15 protein-coding genes and 1 pseudogene are annotated in these 20205 nt (G+C 72.6%); 8 read left to right on the forward strand and 8 right to left on the reverse strand.

The window, feature by feature from the left end:
* Positions 1-124 precede the first annotated feature (124 nt).
* Positions 125-2269: a DUF4185 domain-containing protein gene (locus FHU40_RS29775; RefSeq protein ID WP_183595151.1), complete on the forward strand. Its 2145-nt coding sequence runs from the start codon at positions 125-127 to the stop codon at positions 2267-2269.
* Here FHU40_RS29775 and FHU40_RS24580 read toward each other — a convergent pair.
* On the reverse strand, positions 2230-5286 hold the full coding sequence (locus FHU40_RS24580; protein ID WP_183595152.1) for an MMPL family transporter: 3057 nt from the start codon (positions 5284-5286) through the stop codon (positions 2230-2232). The genes FHU40_RS29775 and FHU40_RS24580 overlap by 40 nt on opposite strands.
* Before the next feature lie 320 nt (positions 5287-5606).
* On the opposite strand from FHU40_RS24580, the pseudogene FHU40_RS28645 reads away from it, so the two are divergent.
* Positions 5607-6293 (forward strand): annotated as a pseudogene (locus FHU40_RS28645) (glycosyltransferase 87 family protein); the annotation flags it as partial.
* Between the two features lie 233 nt (positions 6294-6526).
* On the opposite strand, the gene FHU40_RS28650 reads toward FHU40_RS28645, so the two are convergent.
* From FHU40_RS28650 to FHU40_RS24600, 4 genes are read right to left on the reverse strand one after another with little or no spacing between them, the layout of a single operon-like run.
* Positions 6527-7255, reverse strand: coding sequence for an ABC transporter permease subunit (locus FHU40_RS28650; RefSeq protein WP_343058038.1), 729 nt, complete (start codon positions 7253-7255; stop codon positions 6527-6529).
* Entirely contained in the window at positions 7252-8166 is a 915-nt protein-coding gene (locus tag FHU40_RS24590; protein WP_183595154.1) for an ABC transporter ATP-binding protein, read from the reverse strand. The genes FHU40_RS28650 and FHU40_RS24590 overlap by 4 nt, the downstream gene beginning before the upstream one ends.
* Positions 8163-9074, reverse strand: coding sequence for an ABC transporter permease (locus tag FHU40_RS24595; protein WP_183595155.1), 912 nt, complete (start codon positions 9072-9074; stop codon positions 8163-8165). Before FHU40_RS24595 ends, FHU40_RS24590 begins: the two co-directional genes overlap by 4 nt.
* Positions 9058-9984: an ATP-binding cassette domain-containing protein gene (locus FHU40_RS24600; RefSeq protein ID WP_183595156.1), complete on the reverse strand. Its 927-nt coding sequence runs from the start codon at positions 9982-9984 to the stop codon at positions 9058-9060. Before FHU40_RS24600 ends, FHU40_RS24595 begins: the two co-directional genes overlap by 17 nt.
* 832 nt (positions 9985-10816) lie before the next feature.
* Here FHU40_RS24600 and FHU40_RS24605 point away from each other — a divergent pair.
* On the forward strand, positions 10817-12061 hold the full coding sequence (locus FHU40_RS24605) for an HNH endonuclease signature motif containing protein (RefSeq protein ID WP_183595157.1): 1245 nt from the start codon (positions 10817-10819) through the stop codon (positions 12059-12061).
* Between the two features lie 94 nt (positions 12062-12155).
* On the opposite strand, the gene FHU40_RS24610 is transcribed toward FHU40_RS24605, so the two are convergent.
* The 3 genes from FHU40_RS24610 to FHU40_RS24620 form a co-directional block, all read right to left on the reverse strand.
* Positions 12156-12605, reverse strand: a complete 450-nt coding sequence (locus FHU40_RS24610; protein WP_183595158.1) for an iron chaperone — start codon at positions 12603-12605, stop codon at positions 12156-12158.
* A 461-nt stretch (positions 12606-13066) separates the two neighbouring features.
* The gene (gene pgm, locus FHU40_RS24615) at positions 13067-14695 is read right to left on the reverse strand and encodes a phosphoglucomutase (alpha-D-glucose-1,6-bisphosphate-dependent) (protein WP_183595159.1); all 1629 of its coding nucleotides are present in this window, start codon (positions 14693-14695) and stop codon (positions 13067-13069) included.
* Positions 14696-14714: 19 nt separating this feature from the next.
* Entirely contained in the window at positions 14715-15527 is an 813-nt protein-coding gene (locus tag FHU40_RS24620; RefSeq protein ID WP_183595160.1) for an AraC family transcriptional regulator, read from the reverse strand.
* A gap of 53 nt (positions 15528-15580) precedes the next feature.
* Here FHU40_RS24620 and FHU40_RS24625 point away from each other — a divergent pair, with 53 nt between their 5' ends.
* From FHU40_RS24625 to FHU40_RS24645, 5 genes are read left to right on the forward strand one after another with little or no spacing between them, the layout of a single operon-like run.
* Positions 15581-16585 (forward strand): ABC transporter substrate-binding protein, encoded by a 1005-nt coding sequence (locus FHU40_RS24625; RefSeq protein ID WP_183595161.1) that lies wholly within the window; start codon positions 15581-15583, stop codon positions 16583-16585.
* Complete coding sequence (locus tag FHU40_RS24630) at positions 16582-17436, forward strand: siderophore-interacting protein (RefSeq protein ID WP_183595162.1); 855 nt, start codon at positions 16582-16584, stop codon at positions 17434-17436. The genes FHU40_RS24625 and FHU40_RS24630 overlap by 4 nt, the downstream gene beginning before the upstream one ends.
* Entirely contained in the window at positions 17433-18419 is a 987-nt protein-coding gene (locus tag FHU40_RS24635; protein WP_183595163.1) for a FecCD family ABC transporter permease, read from the forward strand. Before FHU40_RS24630 ends, FHU40_RS24635 begins: the two co-directional genes overlap by 4 nt.
* The gene (locus FHU40_RS24640) at positions 18416-19417 is read left to right on the forward strand and encodes an iron chelate uptake ABC transporter family permease subunit (RefSeq protein WP_221200271.1); all 1002 of its coding nucleotides are present in this window, start codon (positions 18416-18418) and stop codon (positions 19415-19417) included. Before FHU40_RS24635 ends, FHU40_RS24640 begins: the two co-directional genes overlap by 4 nt.
* A complete protein-coding gene (locus FHU40_RS24645) occupies positions 19414-20184 on the forward strand; it encodes an ABC transporter ATP-binding protein (RefSeq protein ID WP_183595164.1) in 771 nt (256 codons plus the stop codon). Before FHU40_RS24640 ends, FHU40_RS24645 begins: the two co-directional genes overlap by 4 nt.
* Positions 20185-20205: the final 21 nt, after the last annotated feature.

Genomic DNA, 20205 nt, shown 5'->3' on the forward strand with positions numbered 1-20205 from the left:
CTGCTCCCACGGTGTTGCAGCATGGTGGGAAGAGCGGGTAACCCGGCGTTACAGCCGATTCGGTGATTCACCGCCCCACTCCGCCACGCCACAATGACGGGCGTCGGACGAGCAGGGAGGTGACGTGGCCGGGCACCTTCGCGCCCGCCGGTGGACCCTGGTCGCGTGCCTGGTCGTCATCGGCGTCCAGGCGGTCCTCCTCGCCACGCTGCTGCAGGGCGCCCGCGAGCCGCACCGGGTCCCGGTGCTGGTCACCGCACCGGCCGTCGTGGCGCACGAGCTCGCGGTCGAGGCCGATGCGCTGCCCGGCGCGCCGTTCGCGGCGGACTGGACCGACGACCCCGACGAGGCCCGGGCGGCGGTCCGCCACGGCACCTCCGTGGCAGCCGTCCTCGTCGACCTGCGCGAGACCCGCGACGTGCTGCTGGTCAACCCGCGCCACGATCCCGACCTGACCGACGCGGTCACCGACCGCCTGGTCGCGGTCGAGAAGGCCCGCGGCCGGACGCTCGAGGTGCGACCCGTCGTGACGTCGGGCGCGGACGCCGCCGAGCGCATCCGGCGGTACGTCGTGCTGTGCGGGCTGCTCGGGTTCGGGTACGCCGTGGTCGTGTCGCTGGTGCGCGGACCGGTCGCCGCGACGGCCGGCCGTGGGGTGCTCCGGCTGCTGGGGCTCGCGGCGGTGTCCCTCGCCGGGGCCGGGCTGCTCCAGCTGCTGCCCGCGACCCGCCTACCCGGGGACGACCTCCGGATCGTGGGCATCGGCGCGGCGTACGTGTTCATGACCGGTGCCGTCACCCTGGCCGTCGAGGCGCTGGCGGACCTCGTCGGCATCGCCGCCGTGGCGGCCCTCTACTTCGTGCTGGCGACCCCGCTGCTCGCCGGGACCAGCCACTACCTGCTCCCGGCGCCGTGGCCCGAGGTGTCTCCCTGGACGCCGACCGGGTCCGCCCAGCGGGCGCTCGCCACGGTCGCGTACCTCGACCCGGGCCACGCGACCCAGCCGGCCCTGGTGGTGGGTGCCGCCGGCGTCGTCGCCGTGCTGGTGCTGGTGTTCAGCGCGCAGTTCCGGAAGCCGCCCCGGGCCACGTCGGCCACGTCGATGCCGACCCGGCACTGGCGGCTCTGGGTGATCGGCTCGGTGCTGCCGCTCGCCGTGTTGATGGCGGTCGCGGTCGCCTCCCTGCCGGCCGACGTCACGACCGCGAAGCGGCTGCCGAGCGTCGCCTCGGAGACGACGTGCGTCGACCGGGCCGGCCGGCCGCGCAGCGTCCGCGACCTCAACCACCAGATCTCGACGCTCCAGGGCTCGCCGGCCTTCCAGGGCGCCGACGTCGGGGCTGACGTCCGGCTCCAGGACGGCCGCTTCCTGCTCGTCTTCGGCGACACACTGCGCGGCCCGTCGTTCGACGGCCCCTCGCTGGCCCGCAACTCGATGCTGCTGTGGGACACCGACTGCGTGTCGGTGGTGCTGCCGCCGTCGAAGGGCGCGCTGATCCCCGACCGGCTGGACGGCGTCGGGTACTGGCCGATGTCGAGCGCGGTGGCTCATCGACCGGGGTACGACCTCGTCCTCGTCTCGACCCAGCGGGTGCGATCCACCGGTGGGGGCTCCTTCGACTTCGCCAACCTGGGGCCCGCGCTCGCGGTCTTCGTCGTGCGGGCGGGCGGCGCGCCCCAGCTGATCGCGACGAAGGATCTCGGCGCCGACGACGCCGACCCGGCGCGGCCGGCGTGGGGCGCGGCGCTCGCCGTCGACGACGGCTGGGTCTACGCCTACGGCACCGCGCGTCCCGGGCAGGACGGCGTCTTCGGCTTCTCCCTCCACGTCGCCCGCGTGCGCCCCGACGACGTGCTCGACGCGGCGAAGTGGCGGTTCTGGGACGGGTCCGGCTGGCAGCGCAGTCCCGACCGGGCGGCCGCGCTCGTGCCCGCCGAGGGCGGCGTCTCGCAGACCCTGAGCGTCTTCCACCAGGGTGGCCGGTGGTACGCCCTGAGCAAGCGGGACGGCGACCTCGGCGACCAGCTCGTGTTCTGGACCGCGCCGGCGCCGACCGGGCCGTTCGCGCCGACCGACCCGGTCGCGACGATCGCCTCCGACTCGGCCGCGGGCGCCGTGACCTACATGCCGCTGGCCCACCCGCGGATCCTTCCGGAGCGGGGCACCATGGTGGCGTCGTACAGCCGCAACAACACCGACTTCGACAAGATCCGCGCGGACCCGACGCTCTATCGGCCGACCTTCCTGCGGGTGCCGCTCCCGGACTGAGCGGGCGGTGCGGCGGGGCCGGGCTCCGGCTCGGCCGCGGACTCGCCCTCGATCGAGACGTGCGGCAGCAGCCGGTCGAGCCAGCGTGGCAGCCACCACGCGGCGCGGCCGAAGAGCACCAGCGCGGCGGGCGCCAGGGTGACCACGAGGATCCCGGCGAGCAGCACGGCCACCGACAGCCCCACGCCGAACTGCTTGATCGTCGGGTCGTCGTTGAGGATGAAGCTGGCGAACACCGACGCCATGATCAGCGCCGCGGCCGTCGTGATGCGCGCGCTCGACGCGAGCGCCGACCGTACGGCGGCACGGGCCTCCTCCCCGGCGTGGTGGTGCTGCTGGACGTGGCTGACCAGGAAGACCTCGTAGTCCATCGACAGCCCGAAGAGGCCGGCGAACATCATCAGCGGGACGTAGCTGGCGATCGGCACGCTGCTGTCCGCCGTGTCGATGCCGAGCAGCGAGATCCCCCAGCCCCACTGGAACGCCGCGGTCAGCACCCCGAACGCGGCCGCCGCCGAGAGCAGGTTGGTGACCGCCGCCTGGAGCGGGATCAGCAGCGACCGGAAGGCGACCATCAGCAGCAGGAAGCCGAGCAGGATGACCGTCCCGATCACGAGCAGCAGCCGGGCCGAGATCAGCGACGCGAGGTCGACGTACGACGCCGTGTAGCCGCCCACGTGGGAGATGACACCCGCCCCCTTGTTGGTCTCGGGCAGCACGCTGTCGCGGACCGCGCCGACCAGGTCCGCGGTGTCGTCGGAGGCGGGTGAGGTCGACGGCACGGCCGAGAGCAGCACCACGTCGCCCTTCTTGTTGATCTGCGGAGGCGTCAGTGCGACCACACCCGAGGTGGCGGTCAGGCTCTTCTGCAGCGCAACGACGCGGGGGTCCGTGCCGCGGTCGTCGCCCCCGGCCTGCGTTATCATGTCGGTCAGCTCCTTCTTGAGCTGCTCGGCCTGCTGCTGCTCCTGCTCGGCCTGCTGTTGCTCGGCCTTGAGCTCGTTCGCCTGCTGCTGCAGCTCGTCGCCCTGGCGCTGGAGCGCGGCCCCCTGCTGCTGCAGCCGGTCGCCCTGACGCTGGAGTGCGGCGGCCTGCTGCTCCAGCGACGCCTTCTGGCGCTGGAGCGCGTCGGCCTGCTGCCGCAGCTGGTCGGCCTGCCGGGTCAGCGCGGCGGCCTGACCGGCCAGGCGCCGAGCACGCTCGCCGAGCACCCGGGCCCGTGCCGTCAGCGGAGCCAGCCGGTCGTGGACCACGGTCTGGCGCTTGCGTACGTCAGCGAGACGCTCGCGCAACCGGTCGACCCGGGCCGGATGGCCCTGGGCACGGTCGATCCGCCGCTCGAGCAGGCGCTCGCGCGCCCCGAGCCGCACCAGCTCGCGCGCGAGCGGCCGGATCCGGTCGGCCAGCTCGCGGGCCTGTCGCTCCAGGGCCGAGCGCTGCGCCTGCAGCCGCGCCTGCTGCGTCTCGAGTCGCTGCTGCTGCGCCTGGAGCGCGGTCGCCTGGCTCTCGAGGTCGGCCTGTTCGCGCTGGAGCTGACCGGCCTGTCGCTCCAGCGCCGCCTGCTGGTCCTGCAGGCTCGCCTGCTGCTGCTCGAGCTGTCGCTGCTGGGCCTCGAGCTGTTGCTGCTGCTTCGGGAGCTGCTTCTGCTTCTTCTCCAGGTCCTGCTGGAGCGACTGCGCCTCGTCGTACTTCTTCGTGTACTCCTCGCTCGGCGCCGCCACGGGATCGAACGCCGAGGCGACCTGGAGCGGGCCGTTGTAGCCGACGCCGAACCCGTCGGTGATCAGGTCGTAGGCCTGCCGCTCGGTCGTGTCGGGCGAGGTCGCGCCGACGTCCTCCTGGCCGAGCTCGAGCGAGAACACCGGAATGATCAGCGGCACCAGCGCCGCCAGCGACACCACCGTCACGATGACCGGGTGGCGGCGTACGACGCCGGCCCAGCGTGCCCACAGGCCGGTGCCGTGCTTGCGCTTCGGGCGCAGGAAGGCCGGCAGCGACAGCCACCTGATCCGGTGCCCGAGCAGGCCGAGGAACGCCGGGAGCAGGGTGATCGCGACCAGCACCGCGGCGACCACCGCGATCGCGGACGCCAGGCCGAGCGTGCTCACCAGCGGGATGCCGGCGACGCCGAGCGCCAGGAGCGCGATCACCACCGTGCATCCGGCGAAGACGATCGCGCTGCCGGAGGTCGCCACCGACTCGGCCACCGAGTCGACGACCGACCGGCCGTCCCGCAGGTGGTCCTGGTGTCGGGTGATCAGGAAGAGCGCGTAGTCGATGCCGACGCCGAGGCCGATCATGGTGGCGAGCGTCGGCCCGCTCGACGGGATCGCGAAGACGTGGCCGAGCAGCCCGACCACCGACAGCGCCACGACCAGGCCGACCACGGCGGTGATGATCGGCAGTCCCATCGCGACCAGGCTGCCGAGCACGAAGCTCAGGATGATCATCGCCGCGACGATGCCGACGATCTCGCTGGTCTCGGAGTCGTCGGTCGAGAGCGTCGAGCCGATCGACCCGGCGGCCGCGATCGTCACCCCGGCGTCCTGCGCGGGCTTCGTGGCGTCCACGATGCCCTGGGCGATCTCCGGCGTCAGGTCGCCCGAGCCGATGTCGAGCAGCACCGGCGCGAACGCCGTCTGCCCGTCCTTCGCGACCAGTCCGGCGTTGTGGCCGGCGCTGCTGAGCGGGCTGGTCGCGCTGTAGACGTGCGGCTCCTGGCGGATCGCCTGCACCGACTCGTTGACGGCCTGCTTGTAGGCGTCGTCGGTCAGCTTGCCCTTCGAGACGTCGAAGACGATCGGGTTGACGCCGTTCTGCTGCGGCGGGAAGCGATCCTGGAGCAGGTCCTTCGCCGCCTGGCTGTCGGTGCCCGGGAGCGACAGGTCGTTGTTGGTCTGCGCCCCGATGCCCGCGACGACCCCGCCCACGCCGAGCACGATCAGCACCCAGACCGCGATGACCACCAGCCCGTGTCGCGCGCAGAAGTGGCCGAGCCGGCGCAGCAGTCGTGCCACGGCATCCTCCCTCCGCGCCCGTCGAGCATGGTCGACGCGGGAGTGGGTCCGGCCGCGAGCGGTGGGCGGGTCCCCGATCTGCGGTACGACGGATTCTCATCTCGCACCCCTCGATCCGGACCCGGCAGCCGCCTAGCCTGCGAGAGGTGGGACGCCTGCTCGCTCTGGCGCGGTCCGCTCCGGCCGCGATGGCGGTCCTGGTCGGGGTGGCGGCGGTCTGGGGCGCGAGCCGGGGCGGGTTCACCGACCTGTTCGTCTACCGGTACGCCGGCCAGCACGTGCTCGACGGGCTCTCGGTCTACGGCTCCCGCGACCCGGTGATGGGGCTGCCGTTCACCTATCCGCCGTTCGCGGCGGTGCTGATGGTGCCGCTGGCCGTGCTGCCGACGTGGGCGGCGGCCGCGCTCCTGACGGGCGCGTCGGCCGCCGCGCTCGCGGCCGCCGTGCACGTCGTACGCCGCGCGCAGGGTCGGCCGACCGACGGGTGGCTCGTCGTTGCGCTGTGCGCCGCCGCACTGGCGCTGGAGCCGGTCTGGCAGAACGTCGTCTTCGGGCAGCTCAACCTGCTGCTGATGCTGGCGGTGCTCGTGGACGTGCTGCGTCCCGAGCGCCGGCTCTCCGGCGTGCTGGTCGGCATCGCCGCGGGGGTGAAGCTGACGCCCCTGGTCTTCGTCGTCCTGCTGGTGCTGATCGGGCGCCGGGCGTCGGCGGCGCGGGCGGCGCTGGCGTTCGCCGCCACCGTCGCGGTCGGGTTCGCGGCGATGCCCGGCCCGGCGGCGTCGTACTGGACGCACGGCCTGCTCGACCCGACGCGGATCGGCCCGCCGGCCCTGGCCCACAACCAGTCGATCGACGGGGCGCTCACCCGCCTCCTGGGCGGCCCGCCGCCGACCGCTGTGTGGCTGGCGGTCGCCGGCCCGCTCGCCCTCGGCGTGCTCTGGACGGCCGCGCGGTGGTGGCGCCGCGACCGCGTGCTCGGCACCGGCCTGGCGGCCCTCGCCATGCTCCTGGCCTCGCCGATGTCGTGGTCGCACCACTGGGTGTGGGCGGTGCCGGTCGCGCTGGCGCTCTGGGAGCGCAGCCGCTGGGCGGCCGCGGCCTGGGTCGCCGTGTTCGTGGCGCGGCCGATGCTGTGGCCGCCGTGGGGCGACGGTCGTGAGTACGCGTGGAGCCCGATCGAGCACGTCGTCGGCAACGCGTACGTCGTGGCGGCGCTGGTCGTCTGCGCGTGGGCGGCGGTCTACTCGTCGCCGGTGAGGTTGAAGGCCCGGAGCCGCCGCCCGCTCAGCCAGGTGCCGCCGACCACGACCACGACCGCCGCGACCACGGCGTACACGACCGAGAGGCCCCCCACCAGGGACAGCCCGGCCAGCTCGTCGACGATCTCGCCGGACCAGCGGGTGATGCTCAGCCAGCGCACCCCGTCGAGCAGCCCACCCAGCAGCCCCTCCCAGATCAGCAGGTAGACCAGGCCGATCACGACGGCATGCCGGGTGAGCACCGAGAGCAGCGCGAAGAGCGCGCAGTACGCCGCGCCGCCCACCGCCGCCCCGACGGCGAATCCGAGGGCCAGCGACGGATCGCCCGTCCGCACGACCAGGCCGGCGACGAGCATCGGCACGGCGCCGAAGGCCAGGCTGCATCCGATCGCCACGACGAGCTTGCTGCCGATGATCGTGTAGCGCGAGATGGGCTTGGCCAGCAGGTAGGAGATCGACCCGTCGTCGATCTCGGGGGCGAGCAGGCCGGAGGTGGCCAGCAGTGCGACCAGCGGCACGATCACGGCCAGCCCGAGCCGGTCGAGGGTGTGCTCGCTGGCCGTCTCGTCCTGGCCGACGAGCGCGCGCACCAGGACGGCCAGGGCGATCAGCACCAGCGGCAGCACGAACAGCAGCACGCCCCGCCACTGACCGAAGATGCTGCGCACGCCCAGCCGGACGATCGTTCGCGAGATCACCCGGGACGTCACGGGGCCACCAGGTAGGAGAAGACGCTCTCGAGCGACTCGTCGGTCGGGGTCACCTCGTGCAGGCGTACGCCGTGCTCGCGGGCGAGCCGTGGCAGCACCTCGCTGAACCGACCGAAGTCGGACGCCTCGAGCTCGATCCCGCCCTCGGAGCGCAGCCGCGCGCCACGGACCGACGGGTCGGCCAGCAGTACCGAGGCCAGCAGCCGGTCGTCGCCGGTGCGGAGCACGAACCGGTTGGGCCGATCGGTCATCAGCCGCCGGATCGCCCCGAAGTCCCCGGACGCGGCGTGCCGCCCCGCGACGACGACCTCGATCTGGCGGGCCACCTGCTCGACCTCCTCGAGGATGTGCGAGCTGAAGAGCACGGTGCGGCCCTCGGCGCCCATGGTGCGCAGCAGTTCCATCAGGTGGATCCGCTGCCGCGGGTCCATCCCGTTGAACGGCTCGTCGAGCAGCAGCACGGCGGGGTCGTGCACGAGCGCGGAGGCCATCTTGATCCGCTGCCGCATCCCCTTGGAGTAGGTGGAGATCCGGCGGTCCTGTGCGTCGGTCATCTCGATCAGGGCGATCGCCCGCTGGGCGGCGGCGCCGGCGTCGGCGAGGCCGTGCAGCTCGGCGTTCGCGACCACGAACTGCCGCCCGGTCAGGTAGTCGAAGAGCGCCTCGCGCTCGGGTACCAGGCCGATCCGGCGGTAGACGCGCTCGTTGCGCCACAGCGGCTCGTCGTCGAGTGTGACGCTGCCTGCGGACGGCGCGAGGAAGCCCGACATCAGCGCGATCAGTGTGGACTTGCCGGCGCCGTTGGGGCCGAGCAGGCCGGTGACGCCGGGGCCGATCGTCATCGTGACGTCGTTGACGGCGACGACGTTGCGGAACCAGCGGGAGACGTGGTCGATACGGATCTCCGTCATGTCCTGATCCTCCGGTAGCGGAGCATCAGGATGCCGATCGATCCCGCGACGAGGAGCACGGTCGCGACGCAGTACAGGACGCCCATCGCGGTGCCGTCCGGTGGCGTCCTGGTTGCCGCGGGGGAGTCGAAGAGGAAGACCTGCACGCCGTTGACGAGGGTGTACGGCGAGAACAGCCCGGCGACCTCGCCGACGGACTCGTGGCCGGAGTCGTAGGAGATGCCCTGGATCGTCGCGACGACCGTGTAGCTGACGACCAGCACGACGATCACCGCGGCCACCGCCAGCCCGCGCCGAATCGTCAGCGCCGCGACCACGGCCGCCGGCCCGGCGAGGCAGGCCGACAGCAGCACGGCGCCCACGATGGCCGCGAGGAAGCGCCCGGTCTCGCGGCCGAACGGCAGGTCGGCGAGCAGCCCGCCGACGTACATCAGCAGCAGCGGAGCGGCGATCAGCACGAACGTCGCGACGGTCAGCGACGCGACCCGGACCAGCACGTAGACCGACCGCCGCATCGGCCGGGCGAGGTAGAGCGTGATCGTGCTGAACCGCAGGTCCCGCGAGATCAGCGCCGGCGCCTGGGCGGCCACGAAGACCGAGATCAGCACCTGGGTGGTGAGCGGGTACGTCGAGTACGCGACGATCTGCTCGTCCAGCCCGAGGAGGTTCCGGGCCTGCACCAGCACGCCGACGAGGATCAGCGCGGGCAGCAGCATCAGGCCGAGCAGGCCCATCGGCAGCACCTTCGAGCGTGCCGACCGGCCGAGTCCGTAGGTGTTGCGCAGCCCGGTCAGGAAGAACGCCTCGGCGACCTTGCGCTCGCCGAGGCGCGGGCCGGCGTACGGCCGGTAGCCGAGGTCGTGGATGACCCCGGTGGGCGCGGCCTGCGGTTCAGGTGGGCTGGACACTGCCGGCACCTCCCTCGCGGAAGACGTCCTCGATCCGGTGGTGGCGCTCCTGCAGGCGCACCAGCCCCAGGCCGAGGTCGACGGCCAGGTCACGGACGACGTCGGCCGTCCGCTCGTCGCGGATGTCGACCTCGATCAGCGCGTCGCCCGCGGGTCGCGCGGCCAGGCCGGCGTCGACGAGTGCCTGGCCCAGCACCTGGTCGGCGTCGTGGCGCCCCTGCACCTCCACGAGCAGGCTCCCGGTGGCGTGCAGGAAGTCGGTGGTCGCCGACGACTGGAGCAGGCGGCCCCCGTCGAGGACGACGACGTGGTCGCTGATCCGCTCCAGTTCACCGAGCAGGTGGGAGGTGACCAGCACGGCGATCCCGAACTCGGTCCCGATCCGGCGCACCAGCGAGAGCATGTCGTCGCGCGAGGACGGGTCAAGACCGTTGGTCGGCTCGTCGAGCAGCACCAGCCGTGGGTCGTGCACGAGCGCCTGGGCGAGCTTTGCGCGCTGCTTCATGCCGGTCGAGTAGCCGCCGATCGGCCGGTAGCGCTCCTCCGCGAGCCCGACGTGGCGCAGCACGTCGGAGGCGCGCTCCCGCGCCGCGGCGTACGGCAGGCCGGACATCTGGCCCAGGTGCACGACCAGGTCGCTCGCGGACACGTCGGCCGGCAGGCAGTCGTGCTCGGGCATGTAGCCGACCAGGCTCCGGATCCGGCCGCCGTCGGTGGCGACGTCGTGGCCCAGCACCCGTGCCGTCCCGCCGGTCGCCGGCACCAGCCCGAGCAGGATCTTGATCAGCGTCGACTTGCCCGCGCCGTTCGCGCCCACCAGTCCGGTGACGCCCTCGCCGACGGTGACGTCGAGACGGTCGAGCGCGGTGACCCCCGGGTACTCCTTGGTCAGACCCGCGGTCTCGATCACGCCCACACGCCCCAACCTAGCCCGGCCCCGGTGGTTGAGGTGTGAACGTGCGCTCACGGTGGTTGAGGAAGGCGCGCCCACGGTGGTTGAGGAAGGCGCGCCCACGGTGGTTGAGGAAGGCGCGCTAGCGCCTGTCTCGAAACCACCTGTCCCGCGTCGGGGAGTGTCGTCGTCCTCCCGGCGGCGCCAGTATGGGCGCGCGTCCTCCGCCGTCAAGGATTCCCTGCGGCGGCTTCGCCGTCCTTGACGGCTCCTCCCGCGCACCCCGTTGGCGCCTATCGGGAGGACGCCGACCTGCGGTGGGACGCGCGTTGGCTGGGTGGGTTTCGAGACGGTTGCTGGCGCAACCTCCTCAACCACCGTCCTCGTCGGGGTCGCGGTGGTTGAGGAAGGCGCGCTAGCGCCTGTCTCGAAACCACCTGCCCCGCGCGTGGCACGTGACTGTCGGCGTCCTCCCGGCGGCGCCAGTATTCGTCCTCCGCCAGTGGGGTCAAGGGTTCCCTTCGGCGGCTTCGCCGCCCTTGACCCCACTGTCTCCGGACGATCTGGGCGCCTATCGGGGGGACGCCGACCTGTGGTCGGAGCTAGCTCGGGTCGTGGTGGTGGTTTCGAGGCTCCTCGCTGGCGCTCGTCGCACCTCAACCACCGTCGTCGGGGGTCACGGTGGTTGAGGAAGGCGCGCTAGCGCCTGTCTCGAAACCACCCCTCCACAGACATCCGATCCGGGTGTGGAAAAGTGCCCCGGATCGTGACCTGTTCGTGACCCAGAAACCTGTGAAATAAGGGGATTCAGGGCCTTCGAGTGTCGGTGGCGGGTGCTTGAGTAGTGGGCATGACAGCACAGGCCACGCCGCGACACCGGGTGTCGACGACGACCGCGCGGATGCGCGACCTCGCCGACGCCGTGGCCGATGCGTCGGTGTGGTCCATGGACCCCACCGAGGCCGGCGCGACGCTGGTCGAGCTGACCCGGCTGGCCGCGCAGGTCAGCGAGCTGCAGGCCCGGGTCGCCGCGCACGCCGACACGATTCATGTGGGTCAGGACGTGGGTGCGTCGTCGTCGGCGAACTGGCTGGCCCACCAGACGAAGACCACCCGGGCGGCGGCGTACGGCGCGGTGCGGCTCGGCCACGACCTCGAGGCCCACGCGTCGACGCGGGATGCGCTGGCGGCCGGGGAGATCGACGTCGAGCGGGCGCGGGTCGTGGTCCGGTGGGTCGACCGACTCCCCACCGACCTCGGCCCCGCGACCCTCGCCAAGGCGGAAGCGCACCTGCTCGAGGAGGCGCGTCACCACGACGCGAAGGCACTGGGCCGGCTGGGGCGTCGGCTGTGGGAGGTCATCGCGCCTGAGGAGGCCGACGCCCACGAAGCCGAGATCCTGCAACGCCAGGAGGCGGCCGCGCTGCGGGCGTGTTCGCTGACGATGGTCGACGACGGGGACGGGAAGACCTGCGGCCGGTTCACGCTGCCGACCTACCACGCCGCCGCCCTCAAGAAGATGCTCATGGCGCTCGCCGCACCCAAGCACGTGGCCGCCACCCAAGGCCCCGGCGTCGAGCGCAGGCCCGGCCCGGAGGCACTCGGCCGGGCGCTGTGCGAGCTGATCGAGCGCTACCCCACCGACCGACTGCCCCAGGCCGGCGGGGTCAACGCCACGCTGCTGGTGGTCATCGACGAAGACACCCTCACCGGGCGGCTGGAGAAGGCCGGCGTCCTGGACACCGGCGACCAGATCAGCCCCGCGATGGCGCGGCGGTTGGCGTGCGAGGCGGGGATCATCCCCGCCGTCCTCGGCAGCAACAGCGTTCCCCTGGACCTCGGCCGGCGAAGCCGCTACCACACCGAGCATCAGCGGATCGCCATGTTCCTGCGCGACCGAGGCTGCCGCGCCGAAGGCTGCGACCGCACCACCGGACTCCACGCCCACCACCAACAGCACTGGGTCGATGGAGGCCACACCAACCTCCACGATGGCGTCCCCCTGTGCGCCTGGCACCACACGCTCATCCACGACCCCACCTACCAGACGACCTACCTACCGACCGGGAAGGTCCAGTTCCATAGACGCACCTGAGATCACCGTCTCGGCGGTACGACGCACCCCTCGGCCGCGCTGACCGCGGCAGATCCGCGCGCATGGAGGCCAGGAGCGCGGGCGGCGCTGCGTCCTAGCCCCGTGCCTTCTTGACGAGCGTGCGGATCACCTTCTCCTCGGCTGGGCCGACCTCGAGCACCGCGAATGACGTCACCCACATCGCGCCGTCGTCGAGCTGGGCAGCCTCTTCGAACCCGAGGGTGGCGTAGCGGGACTTGAACTTCGACGCAGGCTTGAAGAAGACGACCACCTTGCCGTTGCGGGCGTAGGACGGGAAGCCGTACCACGTCTTCGGGTCCAGCTCTGGCGCGACGTCGAGCACGATCCGGTGGATCGCCTCGGCGAGACCGCGGTCGGGCTGTGGCAGCGCCATGATCGCCTCGACGCAGGCCTCGGCCTCATCGGCCTTCTTCGCGCCGCGCTTCTTCTCTGCGCGCAGCTCGGCGGCGCGCTGCTTCATGGCGGCCATCTCGTCCGCGGAGAAGCCGGAATCGGATGTGTTGCTCGTGCTCTTGGTAGCCATGGCCCGACTGTAGAACCGTCTCGTCAGCGGAGACTTCTCGAATCCTGACCGCTTCTCGACAGTGGCGATTCGTGGACAGAGACCCCCTGATGGCAGTCGGCGTCACGCCTCGTAGATCGGGCTCGCCGGCTTCGGCCCGATCGAGGGCACGCTCATCGGCTGATGGGTGCGCCCGGCAGGCGGCGGATAGACGCACGGGCCACTTCGAGTGCGGCAGATGAGCGCGTCGGGGAAAGCGTTCGAGTCGTCTGCCTCGGACCATGCCATGGGCCGTCGTCAGACACACGACCCTGCCTGACATGCCGTCGTCTCCTGACGGAAGGCGACTCACGCACCCGACAAGGCTGCTCCCCATCCGGCGGCTCCGCGACACTCAGGTCAGGTACGACGAAGCCTGGCGCCGGCCGGGAGCGTTGCTACTTTCGGCGGTGGGACGCCCCGTGAGCGCGAGTGCCAACGACTTACCCCAGCGCCGTGCTCACCACAGACCTGGCCTCCTCCTGCACCGCGGCGAGGTGCTCGGGGCCGCGGAAGGACTCGGCGTAGATCTTGTAGACGTCCTCGGTGCCGGACGGGCGGGCGGCGAACCACGCCGACCCGGTGGTCACCTTCAGGCCGCCGAGCTTCGCGCCGTTGCCGGGCGCCTCGGTGAGCTTCGCGGTGATCTCCTCCCCGGCCAGCGTCGTCGCGGTGACGTCGTCGGGCGACAGTGCGGCGAGCGCCGCCTTCTGTTCGCGGGTGGCGGGTGCGTCGATGCGGGCGTACGCCGGCTCGCCGTGCCGCTCGACCAGGTCGGCGTAGTGGGCCGAGGGCGACCGGCCGGTGGTGGCCAGGATCTCCGAGGCGAGCAGCGCGAGGATGATGCCGTCCTTGTCGGTGGTCCAGACCGAGCCGTCCCGGCGCAGGAACGACGCGCCCGCGGACTCCTCGCCGCCGAAGCCGAACGACCCCTCGATCAGTCCCGGCACGAACCACTTGAAGCCGACCGGCACCTCCACCAGCTCGCGACCCAGCGAGGCCGCGACCCGGTCGATCATCGACGAGGAGACCAGCGTCTTCCCGACCCGAGCAGACGCAGGCCAGCCCGGTCGGGCGCCGCCGAAGAGGTGGCCGATCGCGACGGCCAGGAAGTGGTTGGGGTTCATCAGCCCGGCGTCCGGCGTGACGATGCCGTGCCGGTCGGAGTCGGCGTCGTTGCCGGTCGCGACGTCGTACCTGTCGCGCTGGGCGATCAGCGAGGCCATCGCCGACGGCGACGAGCAGTCCATCCGGATCCGGCCGTCCCAGTCGAGGGTCATGAACCGCCAGGTCGCGTCGACCAGCGGGTTCACCACGGTCAGGTCGAGCCCGTGCCGGTCGGCGATCTCGCCCCAGTACGCGACCGACGCGCCGCCCAGCGGATCGGCGCCGATCCGCACCCCGGCCGCCCGGATCGCGTCGAGGTCGACGACGTGGGGCAGGTCGTCGACGTAGGTGCCCAGGAAGTCGTACGCCGAGGCGGCGGCCCGGGCGCGCGCGAACGGCACCCGTCGCACCTCGGCCAGGCCACCGCGGATCAGCTCGTTGGCGCGCTCGGCGATCGCCGACGTCGCGTCGGAGTCGGCCGGCCCGCCGTGCGGCGGGTTGTACTTGAAGCCGCCGTCGCTCGGCGGGTTGTGCGACGGGGTGACGACGATGCCGTCGGCGGTCCCGCCGCCCCGGTTCGCTCGGAGGATCGCGTGCGACACCGCCGGCGTCGGCGTGTAGCCGTCGCGGTCGTCGACCAGCACCGTCACGTCGTTGCCGGCCAGCACCTCCAGCGCCGAGGCCCACGCCGGCTCCGAGAGCCCGTGGGTGTCGCGGCCGAGGAACAGCGGCCCGTCGTACCCCTGTGACCGCCGGTAGTCGACGATCGCCTGGGTCGTCGCGAGGATGTGCGTCTCGTTGAACGCCGTGCGCAGCGAGGAGCCCCGGTGTCCGCTCGTGCCGAACGCGACCTGCTGCTCGGGGTCGTCGGGGTCGGGGACGCCGGTGTAGTACGCCGTGACCAGGTGTGCGACGTCGACGAGGTCCTCGGGGAGCGCGGGCGTGCCGGCGCGGGGGTGGGCCATGGCCCCATGGTGGCCGAAGTCAGCCCGATGACTCCAGGCTCACGGTCTGGCCGCGCGCCCACTGCCCCGGGGTGATGCCGTACTCCCGGCGGAACGCGTCGACGTACGCGGACGCGCTCGCGTAGCCGACGCGGTGCGCGACCTGGGTGACCGAGGCTCGTCCGAGCAGCGCCGTCGAGGCCTGGAGCCGGGTCCGGGTGCGCCACACCGACCACGGAACGCCGTACTCGCGCAGGAAGTCGCGCTGCAGGGTCTTGGTGGTGGTGTGGAGTCGGCGCGCCCACCCCACGAGATCGGAGGGCGCGCCCGGGTCGGCCAGCAGGCCGGCGGCGACCTGACGGGCGAGCCCGCGACCGCCGCCGCCGGGCAGGAGCGGGACCGCTCGGCCAAGACCGGCGAGCAGTCGTTCCTTGGCGGCCATCGCGTCGTCGTCGCTGACGCCGCTGCGGCACAGGCCGCGGACCGTGTCGGCGAGCTCGCGGTTGATCGGGACCGCCGCGGCGGGCACCTCGGCCAGCAGGGGCGGCGCCTGGCGCAGGCAGACCAGGTGCACGGACTGCCTGCCGCAGGTCGTCACCTCGACAGCGGTGCCGCGGCGGACCCAGAACGCGTCGTGCGGCCCGAGATGGGTGGTGCCGCTGCCGCGCCGGGCTGCCAGCACCCCGTCGGCGGACCAGAAGAGGCGGTGGCGGTAGTCGTCACGCTCCTCGGCGAAGTGGATCCGCGCCGCCGTCCGGTGGTGCAGCACCAGGATGCCGGTGGGCGGCCCGAGGGCGTAGCCGTACTCCCGCACGTCCGAGTCGTGTGACCCGAGCTGTCCTGTGAGCGACATCGGTTGTCCTCTCGGCGACACCACCTGATTGAGGTAAGCCTAGCCTTACTTATATGTCCATGCGTCCTCCCACCCGTGGCCTGCGCCGCGCCATCCCCACCCTCGTCGCCATCGCCTTCGGACTCTCGCTCGCCGGGTGCTCCGACGCGGAGTCCGCCGAGAAGTCAGATGCCTCGACCCGGGTCTTCACCGCCGACAACGGCGACATCACCATCCCGGCCGACCCCGACCGCATCGTGGCCACCGGGTACGCCGTACCGGTGCTCATCGAGGCGGACGCGGACCTGGTCGGCATCTCGGAGTGGTCGCGTGGCGTCGCGATGATGACCGAGGCGGATCGCGCGACGTACGAGGAGCTGCCGAAGGTGGCCGGAGAGGTCGCCGCGGAGACCAACTACGAGGCGGTGGCCCAGGCCGACCCGGACCTGATCGTGATCGGCGTCCCCCAGCCCGCCCTGGTCGACCTGGACATGGAGAAGCTGGAGTCGATCGCGCCCGTCGTCGTGATCGGCCCGAGCATGCCCGACTCGTGGAAGACGATCAGCGAGAAGCAGGCCGATGCCGCCGGCGCCACCGACGGCTTCGAGCAGGCGCGGGCGGCCTACCTGGCCAGGGCGCAGGAGCTCGAGGAGAAGTACGCCGACGCGCTCGCCGGCGTCGAGTTCGGGCACGTCGGGGCGTACGGCGACGTCGCGGCCGGGCAGTTCCACCGCGAGTTCGCCGGCTCGTGGGGCACGAACGTCGCCACCGACATCGGGGTCACCTACTACGGCGAGGTGGCGAAGAAGGGGGGTGGCTCGGAGGACGTGTCGGAGTACCCCGCGATCGAGGAGCTGCCCGAGAGCCTGGGTGACGCCGACGCGATCACCTACAGCCTCGACATCTCGGGCGAGGTGTCCGAGGCCGTCCAGTACGTCCTGGACTCCAAGCTCTGGAAGAACCTGCCCGCGGTCAGGGCCGGCAACGTCTTCCCGATCCGGTACACCGAGGCCGCCACCTACACCTCCGCGCTGATGACGCTCGACTCCCTGGACGCGCAGCTGGAGAAGCTGAAGTGACCGACGCCGACCATGAGCACGACCATGAGCACGAGGACGACTTCACCAGGGCCGATCCCGGCCCGCGGGTCGCGGCGTTCCACGCCGACGGACACGGGGTGAAGCGGATCGGCTACCCGATCCTGGTCACGCGCGGCACCGTCGTACGTCGAACCGAGCTCAACCCCTCCATGCTGCGCTTGACCGTCGGTGGCCCGGAGTTCGCCGGCTTCCACAGCCACCAGGCCGACGACCACGTCAAGATCGTCTTCCCGTTCCCCGACGGCAGCCGCAACGACCCGGTGGTCAACGACCGCTCAGAGCTGGACTGGCCGCGGCCCTACCCGCCGGCGCGCAAGTACACCGTGCGGCGCTACGACCCCGACGCCTGCGAGGTCGACCTCGACGTGGTCGTCCACTCCGGCGGCGTCGCCTCGGAGTGGGCGCGCACGGCGGCGGTCGGAGATCCGGTGGTGGTCGCCGGCCCGCCGGGAGCCAAGGCGTTCGCCCACAACTACGACCACTACGTGCTGGCCGTGGACCCCACGGGTCTCCCGGCGCTCGCGCGCTGGTTGGCGGAGTCGCCGGCCGACGTGAGCGCCGATGTCGTCATCGACCACGATCACGACCACGAGCGGGACTACCCGCTGGCGTCGCGGGACGGGGTGTCGATCACCTGGCTCGACCGCAGCGGCGGGTCGCGGCTGGCCGAGCACGTGCAGGCGCTGGCCCGGGCCGACGGGCGCACCTTCGTCTTCGCGGCCGGGGAGGCGGGCGACATCAAGCCGTTGCGCCGGTGGGCGCGGGAGCAGGGCCTGGACTCACTGGTGACCGGGTACTGGAAGCGCGGCGTCGCCGATCTGCAGGAATGAGCGACCCCGGCCGGAGGTTCTCCGGGCTCCTGCTCGCGCTGGCGGCGGCGCTCGTCGCGGCCGCCGCCAGCCTCGCCGTCGGCACCCGCACCGTGCCGCTCGACGAGGTGGTCCGGGCGTTCACCGACTACGCCGCCACCGACGACCACATCGTCGTCCGCGACCTCCGGCTGCCGCGCATGTGGTTGGGCATCGCGGTCGGCGCCGCGCTCGCGGTGTCGGGCGCCCTGGTGCAGACGCTGACCCGCAACCCCCTCGCCGAGCCGGGCATCCTGGGGGTCACCGCGGGTGCGTCCTTCGCGATCCTGCTGGCCACCGCGCTGTGGCAGGCCGACGCCCAGGCGGCGCAGCTCGTCGCCGCCGCGGTCGGCGCCCTGGCCGCGACGGCGGTCGTGTACGCCGTGGGCGGCAGCTCGCCCCTGCGCCTGGTGCTGGCCGGGGTCGCCCTCAGCGCGGTGCTGGGTGGCCTGGGACTCGGCATCCGGCTGGCGCTGCCCGACGTGTTCGACGACTACCGATTCTGGTCGGTCGGATCGCTGGCCGGCCGCGACCAGGTGCCGCTGGAGCTACCACTGCTCGTGATCGCGGTCGGCCTGGCCGCGGCCCTCCTCCTCGTGCCGCCGCTCGACGCGATGCTGCTCGGCGACGAGGTCGCCCACACCCAGGGCACCCGGGTTGCCCGCACCCGGACCATCACGCTGGTGGTCCTCACGGTGCTGGCGGCGGCGGCGACCGCCATCGCCGGCCCGATCCTCTTCGTCGGCCTGATCGTGCCGCACCTGGTCCGTCGCCTGACCGCCGGCTCGGTCGGCTGGCTGCTCGCCTACTGCGTCGTACTCGGGCCGGTGCTGATCCTGGTCTCCGACGTGGTGGCTCGGCTGCTGCTGCCGACGGGAGAGGTCCCGGTGGCCGTGGTCACCGCCTTCGTCGGCGGCCCGGTGCTGATCTGGGTGGTCCGTCGCTACGGGGCGGTGGACCCGTGAGGTCGGTCCTGGGCCAACCCGGCGGCCCCCGGCTGGTCGTCGGGTGCGTCGGCATCGTCGTCACCGGCCTGCTGGTCGCGTTCGTCACCCTGATGCACGGGGCGACCTGGAGCACCCCGGGGGAGACGCTGGCCGGCCTCCTCGGCCATGGCGAGCAGACGTTCGTCATCACCCGGTGGCGCGCTCCGCAGGTGTCGGCAGCCCTCGTCTTCGGGGCTGCGCTGGGACTGTCGGGGGCGGTGTTCCAGAACCTCACCCGCAACCCTCTCGGCAGTCCCGACATCATCGGGCTCGAGGCCAGCGCGTTCACCGGGGCGCTCGTGGTGACGGCGTGCCTGAGCGGGACGGCGGCCCAGGTGGCGACCGGGTCGGTCGTTGCCGGCCTGGCCGCTGCCGTCGTCGTCTATGCGCTCGCCCGGAAGGGCGGGTTCAGCGGGATGCGGCTGGTGGTCATCGGCATCGCGGTCAACGCGATGGTGACCGCGACCAACCAGTGGCTGGTGATCCGTGCGGACCTGGAGGTGGCGATGGCGACGACCGCGTGGAGCGCGGGCTCGTTGAACGGCACCGACTGGCACGACGTGCGGCTGCCGTTCGCGCTCATCGCTGCGTTGGCCGTGGGCCTGGCCCTGTCCGCGCGCACCATGCACCAGGCGGCCCTCGGTGACGACCTGGCCACCACGTCCGGCGTCCGGCTCGGCCCCCATCGCTTGGCGCTGGTCGTCCTGGGGGTGGGCTGCACCGCGACCGTCACCGCGGTGGCCGGGCCGATCTCGTTCGTGGCGCTGGCCGCGCCCCAGATCGGACGCCGGATCACCGGCAGCGCGGGGGTGCCCCTGCTGCCCGCGGCGCTGACCGGTGCGCTGCTGCTGGCCGCCTCCGACCTGCTGGCGCAGACGCTGACCCGTCCAGTGCCGCTGCCGGTGGGCATGATCACCACCGCGGTCGGTGGCGCCTACCTGATCTGGCTCCTGGTGATGGAAGTGAGGAAGCGATGACCGGCCTGGTGGCGCACGACCTCACGCTCGGCTATGGCGAGCGGGTGGTCTCGACCGGACTGAGCCTGGCCGTACCGCCCGGCCGGCTCACGGCCGTCATCGGCCCGAACGCCTGCGGCAAGTCGACGCTGCTGCGCGCACTGGTCCGCCTCCAGGAGCCGCGGGCCGGGCGGGTCGAGCTCGACGGCGTCGACCTGCGCCGGCTCCGGCCGCGGGAGGTCGCCAGGCGCATCGGCTTCCTGCCGCAGCGCATGGTCGCACCGGAGGGCATCTCGGTCACCCACCTCGTCCGCCGTGGCCGGTACCCGCACCGCGACTGGCGCTTGACCTGGACCGACGTCGACGAGGCAGCGGTGACCCGCGCGCTGCTCGACACGGGAGTGGAGGACCTGGCATCGCGGCGGATCGAGGAGCTCTCCGGCGGTCAGGCGCAGCGGGTCTGGTTGGCGATGGTGCTCGCCCAGGAGACCGAGCTGCTGCTCCTCGACGAACCCACGACCTTCCTCGACCTCGCCCACCAGTACGACCTGCTCCGGCTCCTCGCCAGGCTGCGTGACGCCGGCCGCACGGTCGTGGTGGTGCTGCACGACGTCAACCAGGCGGCCCGGTTCGCCGACCACCTGGTGGCGATGCAGGCCGGCCGCGTGGTGGCGGCGGGAGCCCCCGCCGAGGTCGTGACGGCCGACCTCGTCGAGCAGGTCTTCGGGCTGGCCTGCGAGGTGGTGCCGGATCCGGTCGCCGGTTCGCCGATGGTCGTCGCGCACTGAGCGGCGCCGCCGGCGACCACC

Origin of the sequence: Nocardioides soli (assembly GCF_014191495.1) — a bacterium.
Lineage (GTDB): Bacteria > Actinomycetota > Actinomycetes > Propionibacteriales > Nocardioidaceae > Nocardioides > Nocardioides soli.

What these genes read in the sequence shown, in the direction of transcription:
- FHU40_RS24605 (WP_183595157.1), top strand. Translation starts at nt 10,817, where the DNA reads ATGACAGCACAGGCCACGCCGCGACACCGGGTGTCGACGACGACCGCG.
- FHU40_RS24625 (WP_183595161.1), top strand. Translation starts at nt 15,581, where the DNA reads ATGTCCATGCGTCCTCCCACCCGTGGCCTGCGCCGCGCCATCCCCACC.
- FHU40_RS24610 (WP_183595158.1), bottom strand. Translation starts at nt 12,605, where the DNA reads ATGGCTACCAAGAGCACGAGCAACACATCCGATTCCGGCTTCTCCGCG.
- pgm (WP_183595159.1), bottom strand. Translation starts at nt 14,695, where the DNA reads ATGGCCCACCCCCGCGCCGGCACGCCCGCGCTCCCCGAGGACCTCGTC.
- FHU40_RS24620 (WP_183595160.1), bottom strand. Translation starts at nt 15,527, where the DNA reads ATGTCGCTCACAGGACAGCTCGGGTCACACGACTCGGACGTGCGGGAG.
- FHU40_RS24590 (WP_183595154.1), bottom strand. Translation starts at nt 8,166, where the DNA reads ATGACGGAGATCCGTATCGACCACGTCTCCCGCTGGTTCCGCAACGTC.
- FHU40_RS24645 (WP_183595164.1), top strand. Translation starts at nt 19,414, where the DNA reads ATGACCGGCCTGGTGGCGCACGACCTCACGCTCGGCTATGGCGAGCGG.
- FHU40_RS24635 (WP_183595163.1), top strand. Translation starts at nt 17,433, where the DNA reads ATGAGCGACCCCGGCCGGAGGTTCTCCGGGCTCCTGCTCGCGCTGGCG.